The organism is Hymenobacter daeguensis, assembly GCF_054780555.1.
Map to the genome: position 1 here is coordinate 196,916 of NZ_BAAGWC010000004.1, position 18,518 is coordinate 215,433.

Below are 18,518 nucleotides of genomic sequence, written 5' to 3' on the forward strand. Positions count from 1 at the left end.
GCCGAACCGTTATGAGCACGAAAAAAAGCAGCGTAACTACCCTGAGCGAGTTCAAGTACGAATATTACGGCCCACGCGGCACTGCAAAACGCGAAGAGTTGGAAGCCGGCTATGAGAATTTCAAACGCTTGAATTTACTTTTTGGGGCCTACCAAGGCGAAGAAACGGCCGAAGAATTAATAGCTGCTATCCGTAATTCCAGGGTTTCTAACCGAAGCACTGAGCTGCTTTAAGAAACCATTGACTAAAATCTAATATTTATATAGGTTAATTTTACGTGTATATCACATCAGGTGTAACCTAAAGTCGCACCCTCATGGAAAAGCTAACCAAATACACAAGCTTCGAGGCGTTAAAGTCGGATATTCAGCCTAATACACTCACTGAAGCAGAGCGGGATAGAGTGTATGCAGATTTTGAGGAATTTATAAATCTTTTAAAGCACAATCTGGCTGTAAAAAAAAGAGAAGATAATGATAAATAATAATCCATTTTAGAATAATGTGTCACTATTTATGAATGATTTAACGCTGGATGACAAGCAGATGCAACTGATAAAGAATTTGGTTGGGCTTCGAACTATAGAAATTGTATGGGATATCAATGCTTTTTATTTTAACACGCCTCTTGCTTCTTTTAAGCTGGAGTGTCTAGATGCTTCACCGACAGGCTCGGATTATAAGTACGATGAAATATTTTATTGTGAATTTAGTGAATGTGGTACACGGCTCATTTTTGAAAATAATGCTCATAAATATTGGTATAAAATTATTTGCTCCGATTGTAATGTACATAGCATTCAATATATCAACGTGGTGGAATTATTTCCTGAAAACAAGTTGATTCCACTCGAAAGACTGTATAATTATGAAACAGGATTGAATAAGTCAACTTTAGGGCTGATTGTACAGACAGACAAAGGATTCGTGCCAGCTTTTTTATTACCTTCAAATCACGGATTTACTTGGCAACCAAAATTTGATTTCTATTCAAAGGATGAAATAGACCAATTATTGATAGATAATATCAAGTTTTATGAAGTTGTAGACGTGGCGGGGTAAGAGCAGTTTTATTGATTTATTTGTCAGATATAAAGCTCCTTCCCACCCTGCATGCCACCCGCCCCGCTACCCACCAAGCCCCATTACCCCATCCTCGATGGCCTGCGGGGCGTGGCGGCCCTGGTGGTCGTGGCCTTTCACCTGTGCGAGGCCCACGCTACCAGCCACCTCGACCAAGTGATTAACCACGGCTACCTGGCGGTGGATTTCTTCTTTTTGCTGTCGGGGTTTGTGATTGGCTACGCCTACGACGACCGGTGGGGCCGCCTCACGGTGGGCGGTTTCTTCAAGCGGCGGCTGGTGCGGCTGCAACCCATGGTGGTGCTGGGAATGCTGATTGGAGCGGGGCTTTATTACTTCCAGGCGGGTAGCCTGTTCCCCGCCATTGCCACCACGCCGGGGTGGCTGGTGCTGCTCGTGCTGCTGCTGGGCTGCCTGATGGTGCCGGTGCCGCCCGCCCTCGACATTCGGGGCTGGCACGAAACCTATCCGCTCAACGGGCCGGGCTGGTCGCTGTTTTTCGAGTATGTGGCCAACGTCTTGTACGCCAAGGTGGTGCGCCGCTTCTCCAACGTGGTGCTGGCCGGGCTGGTGGTGCTGGCGGCGGGGGCGCTGCTGCACCTGGCCGTCACCAGCCCCCAGGGCGATGTCATTGGCGGCTGGTCGCTGGAGCCGGAGCAGCTGCACATCGGCTTTGCCCGCATGATGTACCCGTTTTTTGCGGGGCTGCTGCTGTTTCGACTGGCCCGGCTGCGTCGCATTACCAATGCCTTTGGGTGGAGCAGCCTGCTGGTGGTGGGGGTGCTGGCCATGCCCCGCATCGGCAGCCCCGCGCACCCGTGGCAAAATGGGCTCTACGATGCGCTCAGCATCCTGCTCGTCTTCCCCGGCATCATCTTCCTGGGGGCCAGCGGGGCGGTGCGCTCGGCCCCGGCCCAACGGCTGTGCCGCTTCCTGGGCGATATTTCGTATCCGATTTACATCACGCACTATCCGCTCATCTACACCTACACGGCCTGGGTCGCGACGCACAAAGTGCCCTTGCGCGACGGCTGGCCCGTGGCGGCGCTGGTCTTTCTGGCCGCCGTTGCCATTGCCTACGCTTGCTTGAAATGGTACGATGAGCCGGTGCGGGAGTGGTTGAAGAAGAGGGTGTTAGCGAAATGATATTTAACGGGTGCTAAAATTAAGTGCTAGCACTGACGTATGCACGAAAGATTTTAGTGTGATTTGCAACCAAAACTGTATTACTCTACTAAAATCATCTTAAGTCAAAATGAAAATCTTTTTCTTATTCGCGCTCCTTGTTTTTGTTGTTTTTAAATCACAAGGTCAAGAGATTGTAAATGACCCAAAGGGTAATTATATTTTTGGTGTCCCTCAAGTTAAGATTCAATCTCAAATATCCTCCAACAATATTGGTGTTTCAGTTCCTTTAAGACGTTTCTACAAAAAGCTTTATTACGTTATTGATGATAATAATGATAAGGTGTATACTATGGCGAAGTCAAAGCTGCTTTTTGTTAAGGCAAATGTTGTTAATAATTCTAAGTCTACACTGTTATTTGATTCCAAAACCAACGTTTCCCCTGCTTTGGAATTGGGTTTATCATGGGGCTTTGATTCGTTGATGTGCCCTTCAATAAAATCTGGAACGTATAAAACTTATTCTATATCGGCTTTTGCAGAGTACCAGAATTTTAATTATTATAATACTACAACTAAATCTTTTTATGAAAGAAAAACTAATAGAATAAGTCCTGGAATTAAAGGTAATTTTACTTTCTTCAAGGGTACAACGTTTGCTATTTCTTTTTCAGGACTGTACCAAAATTCAATTGTGACTGATAAATTAACTTCATATCAGAAAAGAGCAAATTCGTTTTATTTTGATGATAATATTGCTGCTAATGGAACAAATGAGGGCTATATATCACCAGTTGAGCCTACTCAGAATCTTAGACTGTCGGTAGCTACCCCCGTGTTTATGATAAGCGGTAGTGATAATGATAGACTGCCATTTGCTTTTGTTCCATATTATTATTGCCTTTTGACCAGTGGCGAAGATTTGCATAATGCAGGTATAATTCTGAGCTTCATAGGCAAGAGGTTTAGAGAATTTGACCGAAATAGCAATGGTTCTATCAAAAAAGATGCTCGATACGAATTCGCTCAAGCCTTAAATATTGGGTATAATATTATTGGGGCCGGCTCCAAAGACCCTAATTATTTTTTTGTTTCTGGAACATTCAATTTATCAAATGTTAAAGCCAAGCCCAAAGTAATTAAGCCTGAGTCTACAGAGTGAATAGAACCTGGTGTATTGTTGTCTTGATAGAAAGCTAATTCCTACCACACCCCCATTCCACCATCCTCCCGCCACCTTGCGCAAATCGTGAAGATTCGTGCTAACATCCTAGAATAAAGGGAAGCAAAAAAGTCGGACTTTGGGGTGCCAAATGCGCCCCGCGCAACCCCCACGGCCCAGGCCTGCCAAGCGGCGGGTTTTCTCGCGCAGCCGGCGCGGGAGCCGGAGGGGGAAGGCCCTGACTATGAACCGAAAACACCTGCTTTTTTCCCTGCTGCTACTGCTGGTGGGCCCGGCTTCGGGCCGGCCTGCGGCACCGGCCGCCGTGCAGCTGGCGCACCTGCGCTGCGAATTGCTGACTAATCCGGAGGGCATCGACGCCACCGCCCCGCGCCTGAGCTGGGAGCTGAGCAGCCCGGCGCGCGGCCTGACGCAAACGGCCTATCAGCTGCTGGTGGCCTCGACGCCCGAGAAGCTGGCCGCCGACGAGGGCGACTTGTGGAACTCGGGCAAGGTCGGCGGCGGGCAGTCGGGGCTGGTGGCCTACGGGGGCGCGCCGCTGCGCAGCCGCACCCGCTGCTACTGGAAGGTGCGGACGTGGACCAACCAGGGCGAATCGGGGTGGAGCGCGCCGGCCCGCTGGAGCATGGGGTTGCTGAACTACCTCGACTGGAAAGGCCGCTGGATTGGCCTCGACCACGCCTTTGCCTGGGACAAGGAGGAGTCGCACGCGCGGCTGTCGGCGCGGTATTTCCGCAAGGAGTTTACCGCCGCCAAAGTGGTGACGCAGGCCACGGCCTCCATCATCGGGCTGGGGCTGTACGAGCTGTACCTGAACGGGCAGCGCGTGGGCGACCAGGTGCTCGCGCCCGGCCCCACCGACTACACCCAGGGCGTGAAGTACAACACCTTCGACGTGACGGCGCTGCTGCGGCCGGGGGCCAACGCCGTGGGCGCGGTGCTCGGCAACGGCCGCTTCTACGCCATGCGACAAAACTATAAGCCGTACAAAATCAAGACCTTCGGCTACCCTAAGCTGCTGATGCAGCTGGACGTGACCTACGCCGACGGCAGCCACGAGGTCATCAAAACCGACGAAACCTGGCAGGCCACCGCCGACGGCCCCATCCGCACCAACAACGAGTACGACGGCGAGGAATACGACGCCACCAAGGAAATGCCGGGCTGGGCCACGGCTGGCTTCGACGCCAAAAACTGGCTGAAAACCGAGCTGGTGCAGGAGCCCGGCGGCGCCTACGAGGCCCAGATGAACGAGAACATGAAGGTGATGGAAACCCTGAAGCCGGTGGCCCTCAAGCCCCTGGGCGGCGGCAAGTTCATCCTCGACATGGGCCAGAACCTGGCTGGCTGGCTGCGGCTGCGCGCCACCGGCCGGCGGGGCGACAAAATCACGCTGCGCTTTGCCGAAACCCTGCAAGCCAGCGGCGAGCTGTACGTGGCCAACCTGCGCGATGCCCGCGTGACCGACGTGTACACGCTGCGCGGCGGCGGGCGCGAAACCTGGGAGCCGACCTTCGTTTTCCACGGCTTCCGGTACGTCGAAATCAGTGGCTACCCCGGTACGCCCACGCTGGCCGATTTCGACGGGCGTGTGGTGTACGACGACATGGCCACGACCGGCGAGTTTGTGACTTCCAACGCCACCATCAACCAGATTTACCGCAACGCCTACTGGGGCATTCGGAGCAACTACAAGGGCATGCCCATCGACTGCCCGCAGCGCAACGAGCGGCAGCCCTGGCTCGGCGACCGCACCACCGGGGCCTACGGCGAGAGCTTCGTATTTGATAATTCGCGCCTGTATGCCAAGTGGCTGGACGACATCGCGCAGGCCCAAAAAGCCGACGGCAGCATCCCCGACGTGGCCCCCGCCTTCTGGCGCTACTACGGCGACAACGTGACCTGGCCCGGCACCTACCTCACCATCGCCGACATGCTCTACCAGCAATTCGGCGACGCGCAGCCCATCGCCAGGCACTACGACTCGATGCGCCGTTGGCTGGCCTACATGCGCGCCAACTACATGACCGACAATAACATTGTCACCAAAGACAAGTACGGCGACTGGTGCGTGCCGCCCGAATCGGCCAAGCTGATTCACTCGCAAGACCCCGCCCGCAACACCAGCGGCGAGGTCATTGCCACCAGCACTTACTACCACATGCTCACGCTGATGCAGCGCTTCGCCACCGTGCTCGGCAAGCCCGCCGATGCGCAGGAATACGCCGCCCTGGGAGCCAAAATCAAGGACGCGTTCAACCAGAAATTCCTGAACGCCCAAACTGCCCAGTACAGCAACAACACCGTGACGGCCAACTTGCTACCCCTGGCCTACGGCCTGACGCCGGACGCCGAGCGCGGCAAGGTTTTCCAGAACATCACGCAGAAAATCCTAGTCGAAAACACGGGCCACATCAGCACCGGCGTTATCGGCACGCAGTGGCTCATGCGCGGCCTCACCGCCGAGGGCCGCCCCGACATTGCCTACAAACTAGCCACCAACCGCGACTACCCGAGCTGGGGCTACATGGCCGCCAACGGCGCCACCACCATCTGGGAGCTCTGGAACGGCAACACCGCCGACCCCGCCATGAACTCCCAAAACCACGTGATGCTGCTCGGCGACCTGCTGATTTGGTACTACGAGGATTTGGCCGGCATCAAGGCCGCCGCGCCGGGCTTTTCGCAGTTGGAAATGAAGCCGGCAATGATTGACGGCTTGACGTCGGTGAAAGCATCTTATAAATCGGTGCATGGCGAAATCCGCAGCAGCTGGCAGCGCGAGGCCAAGCGCTTCACCTGGAATATCACGGTGCCGGGCAACGTGAAGGCGCTGGTGTATCTGCCCGCGAAGGACGCCAAGGACGTGACGGAAGGCGGGAAAAAGGCTTCGTCGGCGGAGGGCGTGAAGTTCGTGCGGATGGACGGGGATAGGGCGGTGTTTGAGATTGGGTCGGGGGAGTATGCGTTTGTGACGAAGATGCCCTGACGGGTCACCTCACCCCCGGCCCCTCTCCTGCGGAGAGGGGAGCCTGACGATTGGAATGACTGATTTAAAAATGTTCACTAACTCTAGCTTTTGTCTTTAACTAACTGAGTGACTTCCGCGCCGCCGTGGCTCCCCTCTCCGCGGGAGAGGGGCCGGGGGTGAGGTGACCCGGTCGGGCAAGCTGCAATCGTATGAAAAACACCCTAATAGCATTCGTTTTAACCGCCCTCAGCACCAGCTGCGCCGTAGCGCAAAAAGCCGCCGCGCCCTGGAAGCAAGGCATCATCACCGACGAATTTATCTTCGAAAAAGCGCCCTTCCCCGAGAGCCACGCCGCCACCATCGTGGAAACGCCGAAGGGCCTCGTGGCTTCGTGGTTTGGCGGCACCAAGGAGCGCAACCCCGACGTGGGCATCTGGGTGAGCCGGCAGGAAAACGGCAAGTGGACCGCCCCCGTGGAAGTAGCTAACGGCGTGCAGAGCGAAACCCTACGCTACCCCACCTGGAACCCGGTGCTGTACCAGGTGCCGGGCGGCGAGTTGCAGCTGTATTATAAAATCGGCCCGAAACCTTCGGAATGGACGGGTTGGATGCGGACCTCCCCGGACAATGGCCTGACGTGGTCGGCGGCGCGGGCGCTGCCGGAGGGCTTTATCGGGCCGGTGAAAAACAAGCCGGTGCTGCTGAAAAACGGCACGCTGCTGTCGCCCACCAGCACCGAGGGCAGCGGCGGCTGGCTGGTGCATTTCGAGGCCTCGCCCGATTTTGGCAAGACCTGGACCAAGACCGAGCCCGTGCCCAACGGCGCGACCCAGGGCGCGATTCAGCCCAGCATTTTATTCCACAAGGATGGCCGCCTGCAAGCCCTCTGCCGCAGCCGCGACCGCGCCATTCTGGAAACATGGTCGACGGACCAGGGCAAAACCTGGTCGCCGCTGGCCAAAACCACCCTGCCCAACAACAACTCCGGCACTGATGCTGTGACGCTAAAAGACGGCCGCCAGCTGCTGGTCTACAACCACGTCCTACCGCCCGGTACCCTCGCCAAAGGCCCCCGCACCCCGCTCAATGTGGCCGTCTCGAAGGATGGCAAAGAGTGGTACGCGGTGGCCATTCTGGAAGACTCGCCCATCAGCCAGTACTCGTACCCGTCAGTGATTCAGACCAAGGACGGGCTGGTGCATTTCGTGTACACCTGGCGCCGCCAGCGCATCAAGCACGCCGTGCTCGACCCGAAAAAGATGCAGCTGGTGAAGATTGAAAACGGCATCTGGCCAGCCATGAAAGGCTACAAAGCGCCGGAAGGCACGGCGGAGATTACGAAGGATTGAGCTTGGCTCGTTCAACGGGGCGCCTCACCCCCCGGCCCCCTCTCCGAAAAGGAGAGGGGGTGCCTAACGACTGCTGGACTAAGGCTAAGACTAAAAACTAGAGCTAGTTCCCCCTCTCCTTTTCGGAGAGGGGGCTAGGGGGTGAGGCGCCCCCGTTAGCCCTGCACCCAAAACACCAACAGCATTCCCACCCATGTCTAGAATCTTACGCCTGCTCCTAGGTTCCCTATTGCTAACTAACGCCGCGCAGGCTCAAACACCAAATTCCGACGACCAGTACCGCCTGCCGCTGCAAACGGTGCTCGATGAGATTCAGCAGCGCTACGGCGTGAAAATCAGGCCCGACGCCGCGATGGTGAAGGATAAGTACGTGACCTACGCCGAGTGGCGCTTCCGCCCCGATGTGGACGAAACGCTGCGTAGCGTGTTGGCCCCCTTCGATTACCAGGCGTCGAAAACCGGCGATAAAACCTACAAGCTCAAGACCTTCCAATACCACCTCAAAACACCCGAGGAAGGTGCGGCCCAGCTAGCGCAGCTAGCCAGCCAGTACCACGACGTGGCTAGCTGGGAAAAGCGCAAAGCCGAACTGCGCAGTTGCATGTGGTCGGCGCTACGGCTGTCACCCATGCCGGCCAAGCCGACCAGCAAGCCCATTATTACCAACAAGCGGCAATTCGATGGTTATACCGTGGAAAACGTGGCCATCGAAACGCTGCCGGGCTACTACATGACCGGCTCGATTTACAAACCGCTCAAAGCCAAGGGCAAAGTCCCCGTCATCATCAGTCCCGACGGGCACTTTGGCGACGGCCGATACCGGGCCGACGCCCAATTGCGCTGCGCCACGCTGGCCCGCATGGGCGCGATGGTGTACAGCTACGACCTCTTCGCCTGGGGCGAGTCGCTGCTCCAATTCAAGGGCGAGGACCACCGCCGCAGCCTCGCCATGACGGTGCAGGCCCTCAACGGCGAGCGGGCGCTGGACTACCTGCTGTCGCTGAAAGAGGCCGACAAAACCCGCGTGGCCATCACCGGGGGCTCGGGCGGCGGCAGCCAGACGATGCTGCTCACGGCCCTCGACGACCGCATCAAAGTGAGTGTGCCGGTAGTAATGCTCTCGACCTACCATAGCGGTGGCTGTCCCTGCGAAAGCGGCCAGCCCGTGCACCTCTGCGGCAACGGCACCAACAACGCCGAAATTGCCGCCATGGCCGCCCCGCGCCCTCAACTCGCCATCACCGACGGCGGCGACTGGACCGCCCAGACGCCCGAAGTTGCCTATCCCTATTTGCAGAAAATCTACGACTACTACGGCAAGCCCGACCTCGTGCAAAACGTGCACCTGCCCCAGGAAAAGCACGATTACGGCCCTTCGAAGCGGCAGGCGATGTATGAGTTTCTGGCTAAAAACCTGGGCCTGAACCTGGCCGCCGCCGAGGACAAATCCGGCAAGCTGGACGAGTCGCACGTGACGGTGGAGAAGGAAGAGGCGCAACGGGTTTTCGGGCCTAAAGGGGAGGGCCTGCCGGCCAATGCGCTGCATAGCTTCGACGCCTTGCAAGCGGTTTTCGCCAAATCGGTGACGCCCTGATGTAGCGTGGACTTTGTAGTCCGCGCACGAGCGCAGCGAGTATCGACGCCTGCGCCGGTTGAATTCCAAACAAATCCCTCATGTGCAGCTGACGATACGCGCTGCGCTCGTGCGCGGACTACAAAGTCCACGCTACTTCTCGCCCGCATGGCTTATCGCCTTTTAACACTTCTCGCCCTCAACTTACTCGCCGCCGTGCCCGCCCGCGCCGCCGACATCTGGGTGGCGCCCACCGGCTCCGACCGCAACCCCGGCACCCAGGCGCAACCGCTGGCCACCGTTGCCGCTGCCCTGCGCCAGGTGCGCGACTTGCGCCGCCTGCATGACCCCAGCGTGGAAACCGGCGCGCACATCTGGGTGCGTGGGGGAGAATATCAACTGTACGAGCCTGTTTTCCTGCGGCCCGAAGATGCAGGCACCGCCACCAGCCCCACGCTGATTGAAGCCGCGCCGGGCGAGCAGCCGGTGCTGAGCGGGGGCGTATCGGTGCGCGGGTGGCGCAAGCTGACGGCCGCCCCGATTGGCTTGCCCAAGGCCGCGCAAGGCCAGTTATGGGTAGCCGATGCGCCGTTGTTTGGCGGCCGGCGGCTGGATTTTCGCCAGCTATGGGTGAATGGCCGCAAGGCCACCCGCGCCCGCACGCCCAACAACGACAACCTGCCCCGCCTGCTGACCTGGGACACTGAGAAGCGCGAAACCACCATCCCGGCCGCCGCGCTGAGCGGCGTCAAGCAGCCCGGCCAGCTGGAAATGGTGCTGCACCAGATGTGGGCTGTGAACGTGCTGCGCGTGAAAACCCTGACTGTGCAGGGCGACAAAGCCCGCGTAACCTTTCAGGAGCCCGAAAGCCAAGTGCAGTTTGAGCACCCCTGGCCGCGCCCCATCATCAACGGCAAAAACGGCAGCTCGGCATTCTACCTGACCAACGCCATGGAGCTGCTCGACCAGCCCGGCGAGTGGTTCTACGACGCGCCGCGCGGGCAAGTGTACTACTGGCCCCGCCCTGGCGAAAACCTGGCCACCGCCCAGGCAGTAGCGCCCGCGCTGGAAACGGTGGTGCGGGTAGCCGGCACCCTCGACCAGCCAGTGAGCTACGTGCAGTTTAAAGGCCTGACGTTTGCCTACACCACGTGGCTGCGACCCTCGGAAAAAGGCCACGTGCCCCTGCAAGCGGGCATGTATCTGCTGGATGGCTACTCGCTGGCCAAGCCCGGCACACCCGACAAGGCCGGCCTCGAAAACCAGGCCTGGATTGGCCGGCCACCGGCGGGGGTGGAGGTGCAGGGGGCACATCACACGCGCTTCGAGCGCTGCCGGTTTCTGCACATGGGCGCCACGGCGCTCGATTTCCAAAACGGCACTCACGATGATGTAATCACCGGCTGCATCTTCCGCGACGTGGCCGTGAATGGCATTCAGCTGGGCAAGTTTTCCGACGAAGGCGTGGAAACGCACCTGCCCTACAACCCGAAAGACGAGCGGGAAATCTGCACCAATGAATTGCTGGAAAACAACTTCGTCACCGACTGCGGGAATGAGGACTGGGGCGCGGTGGGCATCGCGGCGGGCTTCGTGCGGGGCTCCACCATCCGGCACAACGAAGTGGCGCAGGTGCCCTACACCGGCATCAGCCTGGGCTGGGGCTGGACCAAAACGGCCAACTGCATGCGCGGTAATAAGGTGCTGGCCAACTATATCCACCACTACGCCCAGCACACCTACGACGTGGCCGGCGTGTACACGCTCTCGGCCCAGCCGGGCACGGTCATTAGCGAAAACCGCGTCGATGAAATCGGCCGCGCGCCCTACGTGCACGACCCTGACCACTGGTTCTATCTATACCTCGACGAGGGCTCGTCCAACATCACGGTGCAGGACAACTGGTGCCCGGCCGAGAAATTTCTGGCTAATGCCAACGGGCCGGGCAACTTCTGGAAAAACAACGGGCCAATGGTGAGCGAGGCGATAAAGCAGGCGGCGGGGCTGGAAGCGGGGTATCAGGATTTGAAAAAATAGAAAATATATGGAAATGAACTACTTGCTTGAAGCATCCCTCGCGTCAACCTCACCCCCCCGGCCCCCCTCTCCTGCGGAGAGGAGGGAGCCTGACGAACTTCTGCGCTTGCTGCCGAATGGCTCCCCTCTCCGCGGGAGAGGGGCCGGGGGTGAGGTGACCCGTCAGGTTGCCGCCGCGCTGCTGTTGCTTCTCCTCGCTTTCCCCGCCGCCGCCCAGAAAGCCACCTGGATTTGGTATCCCGGCGACTACGAAATCTGGCTGGGCAACCAGATGCAGAACCGCCGCACCGAGCGCGGTACGTTCTTCCCGGTGTTCTGGCGGATGGACAGTCACTACGTCCTCATTGATTTCCATAAGGACTTCGACCTCGCGCAGCCCGAAGAAGTGGAACTGCGCGCCGAGGGCCAGTACAACGTGAAGCTCGACGGTAAGCCGTTGACCGGCGCGCCCACGCGCCTGACGGTGCCGGCCGGCCGGCATCGGCTAAACATCAAAGTCTACAACCAGGCCACGCCGCCCACTGTGTTCGTGCGCGGCAAAACCATTGCTTCGGATGCGTCGTGGCTGGTGACCTACGAGGACAAGGAATGGATTGACGCCTCGGGCAAAACCTCCGACCAGTCGGGCACCACCTGGCTGCAGGCGGGCGCCTGGAATTTTGACTCGCCCGAGGCGTTGCCCTCGGCTTTCCGGCTGCCGACGCAGGTGCGCCGAGCGGCCCGCGTGGAGCGTACGCCGCAAGGGATGCTGGTCGATTTTGGGCGCGAAACGTTTGGCTACATTAAGCTGCATGGGGTGAAAGGCAAGGGGCAGGTGGCGGTGTATTTCGGCGAATCGAAAGAGGAGGCACAGTCGCCCGAAACCTGCGAAACGCTGGAATACCTGGCCGTAAACCAGCCGCAGAAGGGCGACCAGACTACCACCCTGTCGAAGGCGTTTCGCTACGTGAACATCCGGCCGGAGGCGGGCGTGAGCCTCGATTCGGTGTCGATGCTCTACGAGTTTGCGCCGGTGACGGAGCGGGGCAAGTTCCGCTGTTCCGACGACCAGCTGAATAAAATCTGGGACGTGGCGGCTTACACCATGCACCTCAATACGCGGGAGTTTTTCATCGACGGCATCAAGCGCGACCGGTGGGTGTGGTCGGGCGACGCCTACCAGAGCTATTTGATGAACTACTACCTGTATTTCGACACGCCGACCGTGAACCGCACGCAGTTTGCCCTGCGCGGCAAAGACCCTGTGACCAGCCACATCAACACCATCATGGACTACAGCTTCTACTGGTTCATCAGCGTGTACGATGCCTACCAGTACACCGGCGATAAGGCCCAGGTGCAGCAGCTCTACCCCCGCATGCAGAGCCTGATGGACTATTGCCTCGGCCGCCGCAATAAGGATGGCCTGATGGAAGGCCTGGCCGGCGACTGGATTTTCATTGACTGGGCCGACGGGCTGAGCAAAAAGGGCGAAGTGAGCTTCGAGCAGCTGCTGCTCTGCCGCAGCCTCGAAAGCATGGCGTTGTGCGCCAAGCTGGTCGATGACCAGGCCGGCGCGCACAAATACCAGCAGCTCGCTACTGACCTCAAAGCCAAAATTTTCGCCACCTACTGGAATGCCGGCAAAGGCGCACTGGTGCACAGCCGCGTAGCCGGCCAGCCCACCGACAACGTGACGCGCTACGCCAACATGTTCGCCATCTTCTTCGACTACTTCAGCCCCGAGCAGGAGCAACAGGTGAAAAAATCGGTGCTGCTGAACCCGCAGGTGCCCAAAATCACGACGCCCTACATGCGTTTCTACGAGCTGGAAGCCCTGTGCGCGCTGGGCGAGCAGCCCTACGTGCTCAAGGAAATGAAGGCCTACTGGGGCGGCATGCTGAATGAAGGCGCGACTTCCTTCTGGGAAGAATACGACCCCACCAAAAAGGGCGCCGAGCACCTGGCCATGTACGGCCGACCCTTCGGCAAGAGCCTCTGCCACGCCTGGGGCGCCAGTCCGATTTACCTACTCGGCAAGTACTACCTCGGTGTGAAGCCCCTCACGCCCGGCTACGCCACCTACGAAATCGTGCCCAACCTCGGTGGCCTGGCCTGGATGGAAGGCACCGTGCCCACGCCGCAGGGCGACATCACGTTGCGCGCTACTGCCAAGGAAATCAAAGTGAAAGGAGCCGTGGGCACCGGCACGCTGCGCTTCCAAAGCAAGTCGAAACCCAGCTGCAAAGGCGGCAAAATTGTGGCCAAAGGCAGCGGCCAATATGAGCTGACGCTGGAGAAGGGGCGCGAGTACATGATGAGTTATCAGGCCGTCGGCAAATGAGGAATTTCGCAGAAGTTGAGCACGATGTAGAGACGCATACTTGCGTCTCATCGCCCGCGCCGTCGAAACGGTTTTGTTCAACGACGAGACGCAAGTATGCGTCTCTACACCGCGTGTCAATCAGTTGCTTAGCGGCGCTTTTGCTGCTGGTGTGGCCGGTAATTTCCGCCTGCGCGCAAGCCGGCGAAAAGATGTCCGTAGTCGAAATTACCGGCCCCGGAAAAGCGGCGGTTTCAGCGGAAAATCTAACCGCGTTGTGTCGAAAGTACGGCGTGCCGAATTCCGGAATCTATTGCTGGCAAAACCACCTCATTGCCTACGGAAAAACGAAGAATATCCGCGCCGTAAAAACGAATCTGGCGGCTATTTATCCCGGCGCGAAAGTGAAATTTTACGATGCGCCATTCTATAAATTTGACCGGCATTATTGCGCCGATAAAACCACGGCCCAGCAGTGGAATAACATCATCCTGACCGCCAATCTGGTCAACGACCCGAAAAAGCAGCAGGAATACCTGAGCCACCACGCCACGCAGTTTCAAAAGTGGCCGGAAGTGGCACAGGGGTTCTGTAATGCCAGCTTTCAGCAGCTGCTGGTGTTTCGGCAGGGACGGCAGCTGATGCTGGTTATCAGCATTCCGCACGGCGCGAGTCTGGATGAATTGAACCCCAAAACCTCGCTGAACAACCCGCGCGTGGACGACTGGAATGCGCTGATGAAGCAGTACCAGGAAGGCTTGCCCGGCACCAAGGCGGGCGAGGTTTGGGTGTTTTTACAGCCGGTTGGAGCACGGCCGAAAGTGCCGGTGAAAAAATAGAAAGAACGTCATGCTGAGCGCAGCCGAAGCATCTCGCGTGCAGCAGCAATCAACGCCGTTGCAACGAAGCGGTAGAGATGCTTCGACTCCGCTCCGCTGCGCTCAGCATGACGGCCTTGTTTAAGTGGCCGCTAGCCGGTTGCTGCTAGCAATTCATAACTCAAAACTCAAAATTCACAACTCAAAAAATGCTCACTCTCGGAATCCTCGGCCTCGGCGAAGGCCGCAGCACCATGTCGGCCGCCCTGAACAGCCCGAAATGGACGCTTAAAACCATCTGCGACCGCAACGAAGACCTGTGCCGCCACCGCGCCGAGGAATTCAACTTCCACCACTACACCACGCAGTACCAGGACCTACTCGACGACCCCGAAATCGACGCCGTGGCCATCTACACGCCCGACCACCTGCACGCCGAACACGTGGCGCAGGCGCTGCGGGCCGGCAAGCACGTGGTCTGCACCAAGCCGTTTATTGACGATTTGGCGAAGGCGCAGGAGTTGATTCAGCTGAGTGAGGAATCGGGTAAAAAGCTGTTCGTGGGTCAAAGCTCGCGGTTCTTCGAGCCCATGAAGCGCCAGCGCGCTGATTACGAGGCCGGCCTTATTGGCGAGCTGATTACCATCGAAGCCTACTACCACGCCGACCACCGCTGGTTTCTGGAAAAAGGCTGGTCGCTGGAAAATGCCTTCAAATGGCTCTACGGCGGCCTAAGCCACCCGGTGGATTTTATCCGCTGGTATCTGCCTAATATTGAGGAGGTGATGGGCTACGGCATGCTGAGCAGCAACGGCGCCAAGGGCGGCCTCAAGCACCAGGATACCATGCACTTCATCTTCAAAAGCACCGATGGCCGCGTAGCCCGCGTGAGCGGCTGCTACACCGGCCCCGTGCAGCCCGTGACGCGCGACTCGGAGATGAGCTGCATCCTGCGCGGCACCGAGGGTGCCAGCCAGGGCGACTACATGGACCTGCGCTACGCCATCACCGACCGCACTGGCGAGGAGCGCATCATCACCTGGGAGCACAAGCTGAAGCACTATTTCCGCTTCGAGGGCAAGAGCCACCACGCCGGCGAATACCAGAATTACCTGGAGTATTTCGCCGATTCCATCGAGCAGGATTTTGCGGCGTATCCGGATATCCGCGAGGGCATCGGCACGGTGGCGCTGCTGCAGGCCATGGACCGCTCGCTGAGCACCGGCCAGCCGGTGAAAGTGCGGGATATTCTGGCCGAGCACGGGCTTTCGCTTGATTGAAGAACGAACAGCAAAAAGGCCGTCATGCTGAGCGGAGCGCAGCGTAGTCGAAGCAACTCTACCGCTTCGTTGCAACGGCATTGATTACTGCTGCACGCGAGATGCTTCGACTGCGCTGCGCTCCGCTCAGCATGACGGCCCTTTTAAATCAAAATCCCACCCCCAAAACCCTTCGCTCGCATGGGCAACAACCTACTCGGTCACCTTACCACGCTCGACTACGCCATTGTCGCGGCCTACGTCGTTATTCTGGTGGTTATTGGCTACCGGGCCAGCGCCTCGCAGCGGCAGCGGCCCGAAGAATCTATCTTTCTGGCCAACAAGTCGTTGGGCTGGGCCAGCATCGGGTTCAACATGTGGGGCACCAACGTGGGGCCGTCGATGCTGCTGGCGTTTGCGAGCATCGGGTACAGCACGGGCATTGTGGCGGTGAATTTTGAGTGGTATGCCTTCGTGTTTTTGTTTTTGCTGGCGGTGGTGTTTGCGCCGCGCTATTTGGCGGCCAACGTGAGCACCATGCCGGGCTTCATGGGGCGGCAGTACGGCGACTCGACGCAGAATATTCTGGCCTGGTATGCGCTGATTAAAATCCTGATTTCGTGGCTGTCGCTGGGCCTGTTTGCGGGCGGCTTTCTGGTGCGCCAGATTCTGGGGATTCCGATGTGGCAGTCGGTGATTGTGTTGGTGCTGTTTGCGGGGTTTTTCGCCTTCGCGGGCGGGCTCAAGGCCATTGCCAAGGTCAACGTTTTCCAGATGATTCTGCTCATTGCCGTGTCGCTCACGCTCACCGTGATTGGGGTGCTGAAAGTGGGTGGGCTAAGCGCGGTGTACCACGGCGTGCCCGGCCACTACTGGAACCTGCTGCACCCGGCCTCCGACCCGAAGTACCCGTGGTACGCCATTCTGCTGGGCTACCCGGTGTCGGCGGTGGCGTTTTTCTGCACCGACCAGGCCATGGTGCAGTCCGTGCTCGGGGCCCGCAACCTGGAGCAGGGCCAGCTGGGCGTCAATTTCATCGGCTGGCTCAAAATCCTGTCGCTGCCGCTGTTCATCGGCACCGGCATCCTGTGCTACGAGCTGTTTCCGCACCTTAAAGACCCCAGCGAGGCCTACATGACGATGGTCACCAGCCTGTTTCCGGCAGGCATGAAGGGCCTGGTTATCGTGGTGCTCATTGCGGTGCTGGTGGGCACCATCAGCTCCTCGCTCAACTCGCTGAGCACCGTGTTCACGATGGACGTGTACGCCCGCAACATCAACCCCAACGCCAGCAACCAGCAAATCAAGGCCGTGGGGCGGCTGTCCATCCTGGTCGGTTGCGGGTTCGCCATCGTGGTGGCGCTGGCCATCGACAGCGTGAAGGGCCTGAATCTGTTCGATATTTTCCAGGCGGTGCTGGGGTTCATCGCGCCGCCGCTGGCCGTGGTGTTCCTGCTCTCGGTGTTCTGGCGGCGCACCACGCAGCGCGCCGTCAATGCGATTTTGTCTGTGGGCTCGGCCTTCAGCTTGGGCGTGGGTGTGGTGTATCTGTGGGTGCTGCCGTCAGCGAAATACAGCTTCTGGCCGCACTACCTTGTGCTGTCGTTCTGCATTTTCGCAGTGCTGTTCCTAGCCGCCATTTTGATTTCACTGACCGACCCGGCCGGCCAGGCGCGGCGGCAGGCCGTGGATTACGGCGTGCTGGCCCGGCCCACGCGGCGCGTGCGGCTGCTGTGGGCCACGCTGGCCGTGGTAATGGTGGGGCTGTACGTGGTGTTCAATGGACATTAGCAGGCCGTACTGATACTAATTCGGTTGCTGTTGCTTTAGAATTTGGGGCCAATGTTCCTTGATGAAACGAACCGCATTTTTAGTCCGTGGTACACTGTCAAGCGCGAGGTACTGAGTTAACATATCATCCATCGCCGCGATGGTATCTGGCATGTGTAAGTGTGGTGGGTGTTCCCGCAGCCAAAGCGGAGCATTTGCCGTTTCGGCGGTTGCGCCACAGTTCACTAGCGCATCAAGCGCAATCAGGCTGAGCGGCCGCCTAGCCATTAGCCAGCGTTTTGCACGGTCCCACGTAATGCCCAAGGCAGCGCTTGCAAAACCGTAGTTTGAAGAAACAACCGTGATGTTACGGCAATGGGTTTCCATCCAATCCAATGGACCATTGCCATTAAAATAGCACAGGCAGGTAATCTGTTGAGCCAGTGCTTTTTCATCAAGCTTATTGAGCGCACCCAATACAAAGCTTTCTGCTTCCTGATTAGGAAAGCAAGCAGCTACCGCCTCGGCAAAAAGCAACTCGTTGAAACCTTCATAATTATTCAATTGAAATTTAACCCAGGCATAGGCATGAGGTCCCAGGGAATGTGCAGCTATTTCCAAGCACTTCGGCAATAAAAAAGGATTAAGCGCAATTTTGGCATCAAGCTGTTGAAGTACGGTCAGAGGCTCAAATGATTGAAGGTAAGGAGTAACCGAGGGAGGATACCACCATTTAACCAAAGCATAATCAACTAATCGATTAACGTTGTTGCTGAGCGTTGAAAGCGCTGGGAAAACAAGTTTTGCATCCTCTTCAACAGGCTCTTGTGCTGCATAGGCTTTTCCGCAGTCGTCATAAAAGTCATCATGCAATTCGTATTCATGGCCATGTAGCGCCACCAAATTGAAATACTCCAACGGCCGTAAAGAATAGTGAAGCAGACGATGATAACATGCGTGGCAAAGTCGGTAGGGAATAACCGATTCGTTGAGCCGCTCCACTAAAGCAACTGGCTTGATTCGACAAGCTTCGCAGCGTGATGACATTT

14 protein-coding genes are annotated in these 18,518 nt (G+C 57.9%); 13 read left to right on the forward strand and 1 reads right to left on the reverse strand.

Annotated features, from left to right (window positions below; genetic code table 11):
* Positions 1 to 11: 11 nt before the first annotated feature.
* The 13 genes from ACYVHT_RS07955 (at position 12) to ACYVHT_RS08015 (ending at position 17,490) form a co-directional block, all read left to right on the forward strand.
* A complete protein-coding gene (locus ACYVHT_RS07955) occupies positions 12 to 233 on the forward strand; it encodes a hypothetical protein (protein ID WP_460549811.1) in 222 nt (73 codons plus the stop codon).
* An 83-nt stretch (positions 234 to 316) separates the two neighbouring features.
* Positions 317 to 484: a hypothetical protein gene (locus ACYVHT_RS07960; protein WP_460549813.1), complete on the forward strand. Its 168-nt coding sequence runs from the start codon at positions 317 to 319 to the stop codon at positions 482 to 484.
* Between the two features lie 31 nt (positions 485 to 515).
* Positions 516 to 1,061 (forward strand): hypothetical protein, encoded by a 546-nt coding sequence (locus ACYVHT_RS07965; protein WP_460549815.1) that lies wholly within the window; start codon positions 516 to 518, stop codon positions 1,059 to 1,061.
* Between the two features lie 51 nt (positions 1,062 to 1,112).
* Positions 1,113 to 2,228, forward strand: a complete 1,116-nt coding sequence (locus ACYVHT_RS07970; protein ID WP_460549817.1) for an acyltransferase family protein — start codon at positions 1,113 to 1,115, stop codon at positions 2,226 to 2,228.
* 109 nt (positions 2,229 to 2,337) lie between these two features.
* Complete coding sequence (locus ACYVHT_RS07975; RefSeq protein ID WP_460549819.1) at positions 2,338 to 3,369, forward strand: hypothetical protein; 1,032 nt, start codon at positions 2,338 to 2,340, stop codon at positions 3,367 to 3,369.
* A 244-nt stretch (positions 3,370 to 3,613) separates the two neighbouring features.
* Entirely contained in the window at positions 3,614 to 6,379 is a 2,766-nt protein-coding gene (locus ACYVHT_RS07980; protein WP_460549821.1) for an alpha-L-rhamnosidase, read from the forward strand.
* A gap of 191 nt (positions 6,380 to 6,570) precedes the next feature.
* Positions 6,571 to 7,710, forward strand: a complete 1,140-nt coding sequence (locus ACYVHT_RS07985) for a sialidase family protein (RefSeq protein WP_460549823.1) — start codon at positions 6,571 to 6,573, stop codon at positions 7,708 to 7,710.
* 193 nt (positions 7,711 to 7,903) lie between these two features.
* Entirely contained in the window at positions 7,904 to 9,304 is a 1,401-nt protein-coding gene (locus ACYVHT_RS07990; RefSeq protein WP_460549825.1) for an alpha/beta hydrolase family protein, read from the forward strand.
* A 147-nt stretch (positions 9,305 to 9,451) separates the two neighbouring features.
* Positions 9,452 to 11,320, forward strand: coding sequence for a right-handed parallel beta-helix repeat-containing protein (locus ACYVHT_RS07995; protein ID WP_460549827.1), 1,869 nt, complete (start codon positions 9,452 to 9,454; stop codon positions 11,318 to 11,320).
* 184 nt (positions 11,321 to 11,504) lie between these two features.
* Complete coding sequence (locus tag ACYVHT_RS08000; protein ID WP_460549829.1) at positions 11,505 to 13,643, forward strand: alpha-L-rhamnosidase-related protein; 2,139 nt, start codon at positions 11,505 to 11,507, stop codon at positions 13,641 to 13,643.
* 149 nt (positions 13,644 to 13,792) lie between these two features.
* Positions 13,793 to 14,461 (forward strand): L-rhamnose mutarotase, encoded by a 669-nt coding sequence (locus ACYVHT_RS08005; protein ID WP_460549874.1) that lies wholly within the window; start codon positions 13,793 to 13,795, stop codon positions 14,459 to 14,461.
* 188 nt (positions 14,462 to 14,649) lie between these two features.
* Positions 14,650 to 15,720 carry a Gfo/Idh/MocA family protein gene (locus tag ACYVHT_RS08010; RefSeq protein WP_460549831.1) on the forward strand — a complete coding sequence of 357 codons (1,071 nt, stop codon included), beginning with the start codon at positions 14,650 to 14,652 and terminating at the stop codon, positions 15,718 to 15,720.
* A 180-nt stretch (positions 15,721 to 15,900) separates the two neighbouring features.
* Positions 15,901 to 17,490, forward strand: a complete 1,590-nt coding sequence (locus ACYVHT_RS08015) for an SLC5/6 family protein (RefSeq protein WP_460549832.1) — start codon at positions 15,901 to 15,903, stop codon at positions 17,488 to 17,490.
* 15 nt (positions 17,491 to 17,505) lie between these two features.
* On the opposite strand, the gene ACYVHT_RS08020 is transcribed toward ACYVHT_RS08015, so the two are convergent.
* Complete coding sequence (locus ACYVHT_RS08020) at positions 17,506 to 18,516, reverse strand: hypothetical protein (protein ID WP_460549834.1); 1,011 nt, start codon at positions 18,514 to 18,516, stop codon at positions 17,506 to 17,508.
* Positions 18,517 to 18,518: the final 2 nt, after the last annotated feature.

Excerpts from the sequence above, each read along its gene's own strand:
- ACYVHT_RS07955 (WP_460549811.1), top strand. The coding sequence starts at position 12 with ATGAGCACGAAAAAAAGCAGCGTAACTACCCTGAGCGAGTTCAAGTAC.
- ACYVHT_RS07960 (WP_460549813.1), top strand. The coding sequence starts at position 317 with ATGGAAAAGCTAACCAAATACACAAGCTTCGAGGCGTTAAAGTCGGAT.
- ACYVHT_RS07965 (WP_460549815.1), top strand. The coding sequence starts at position 516 with ATGAATGATTTAACGCTGGATGACAAGCAGATGCAACTGATAAAGAAT.
- ACYVHT_RS07970 (WP_460549817.1), top strand. The coding sequence starts at position 1,113 with ATGCCACCCGCCCCGCTACCCACCAAGCCCCATTACCCCATCCTCGAT.
- ACYVHT_RS07975 (WP_460549819.1), top strand. The coding sequence starts at position 2,338 with ATGAAAATCTTTTTCTTATTCGCGCTCCTTGTTTTTGTTGTTTTTAAA.
- ACYVHT_RS07980 (WP_460549821.1), top strand. The coding sequence starts at position 3,614 with ATGAACCGAAAACACCTGCTTTTTTCCCTGCTGCTACTGCTGGTGGGC.
- ACYVHT_RS07985 (WP_460549823.1), top strand. The coding sequence starts at position 6,571 with ATGAAAAACACCCTAATAGCATTCGTTTTAACCGCCCTCAGCACCAGC.
- ACYVHT_RS07990 (WP_460549825.1), top strand. The coding sequence starts at position 7,904 with ATGTCTAGAATCTTACGCCTGCTCCTAGGTTCCCTATTGCTAACTAAC.
- ACYVHT_RS07995 (WP_460549827.1), top strand. The coding sequence starts at position 9,452 with ATGGCTTATCGCCTTTTAACACTTCTCGCCCTCAACTTACTCGCCGCC.
- ACYVHT_RS08010 (WP_460549831.1), top strand. The coding sequence starts at position 14,650 with ATGCTCACTCTCGGAATCCTCGGCCTCGGCGAAGGCCGCAGCACCATG.
- ACYVHT_RS08015 (WP_460549832.1), top strand. The coding sequence starts at position 15,901 with ATGGGCAACAACCTACTCGGTCACCTTACCACGCTCGACTACGCCATT.
- ACYVHT_RS08020 (WP_460549834.1), bottom strand. The coding sequence starts at position 18,516 with ATGTCATCACGCTGCGAAGCTTGTCGAATCAAGCCAGTTGCTTTAGTG.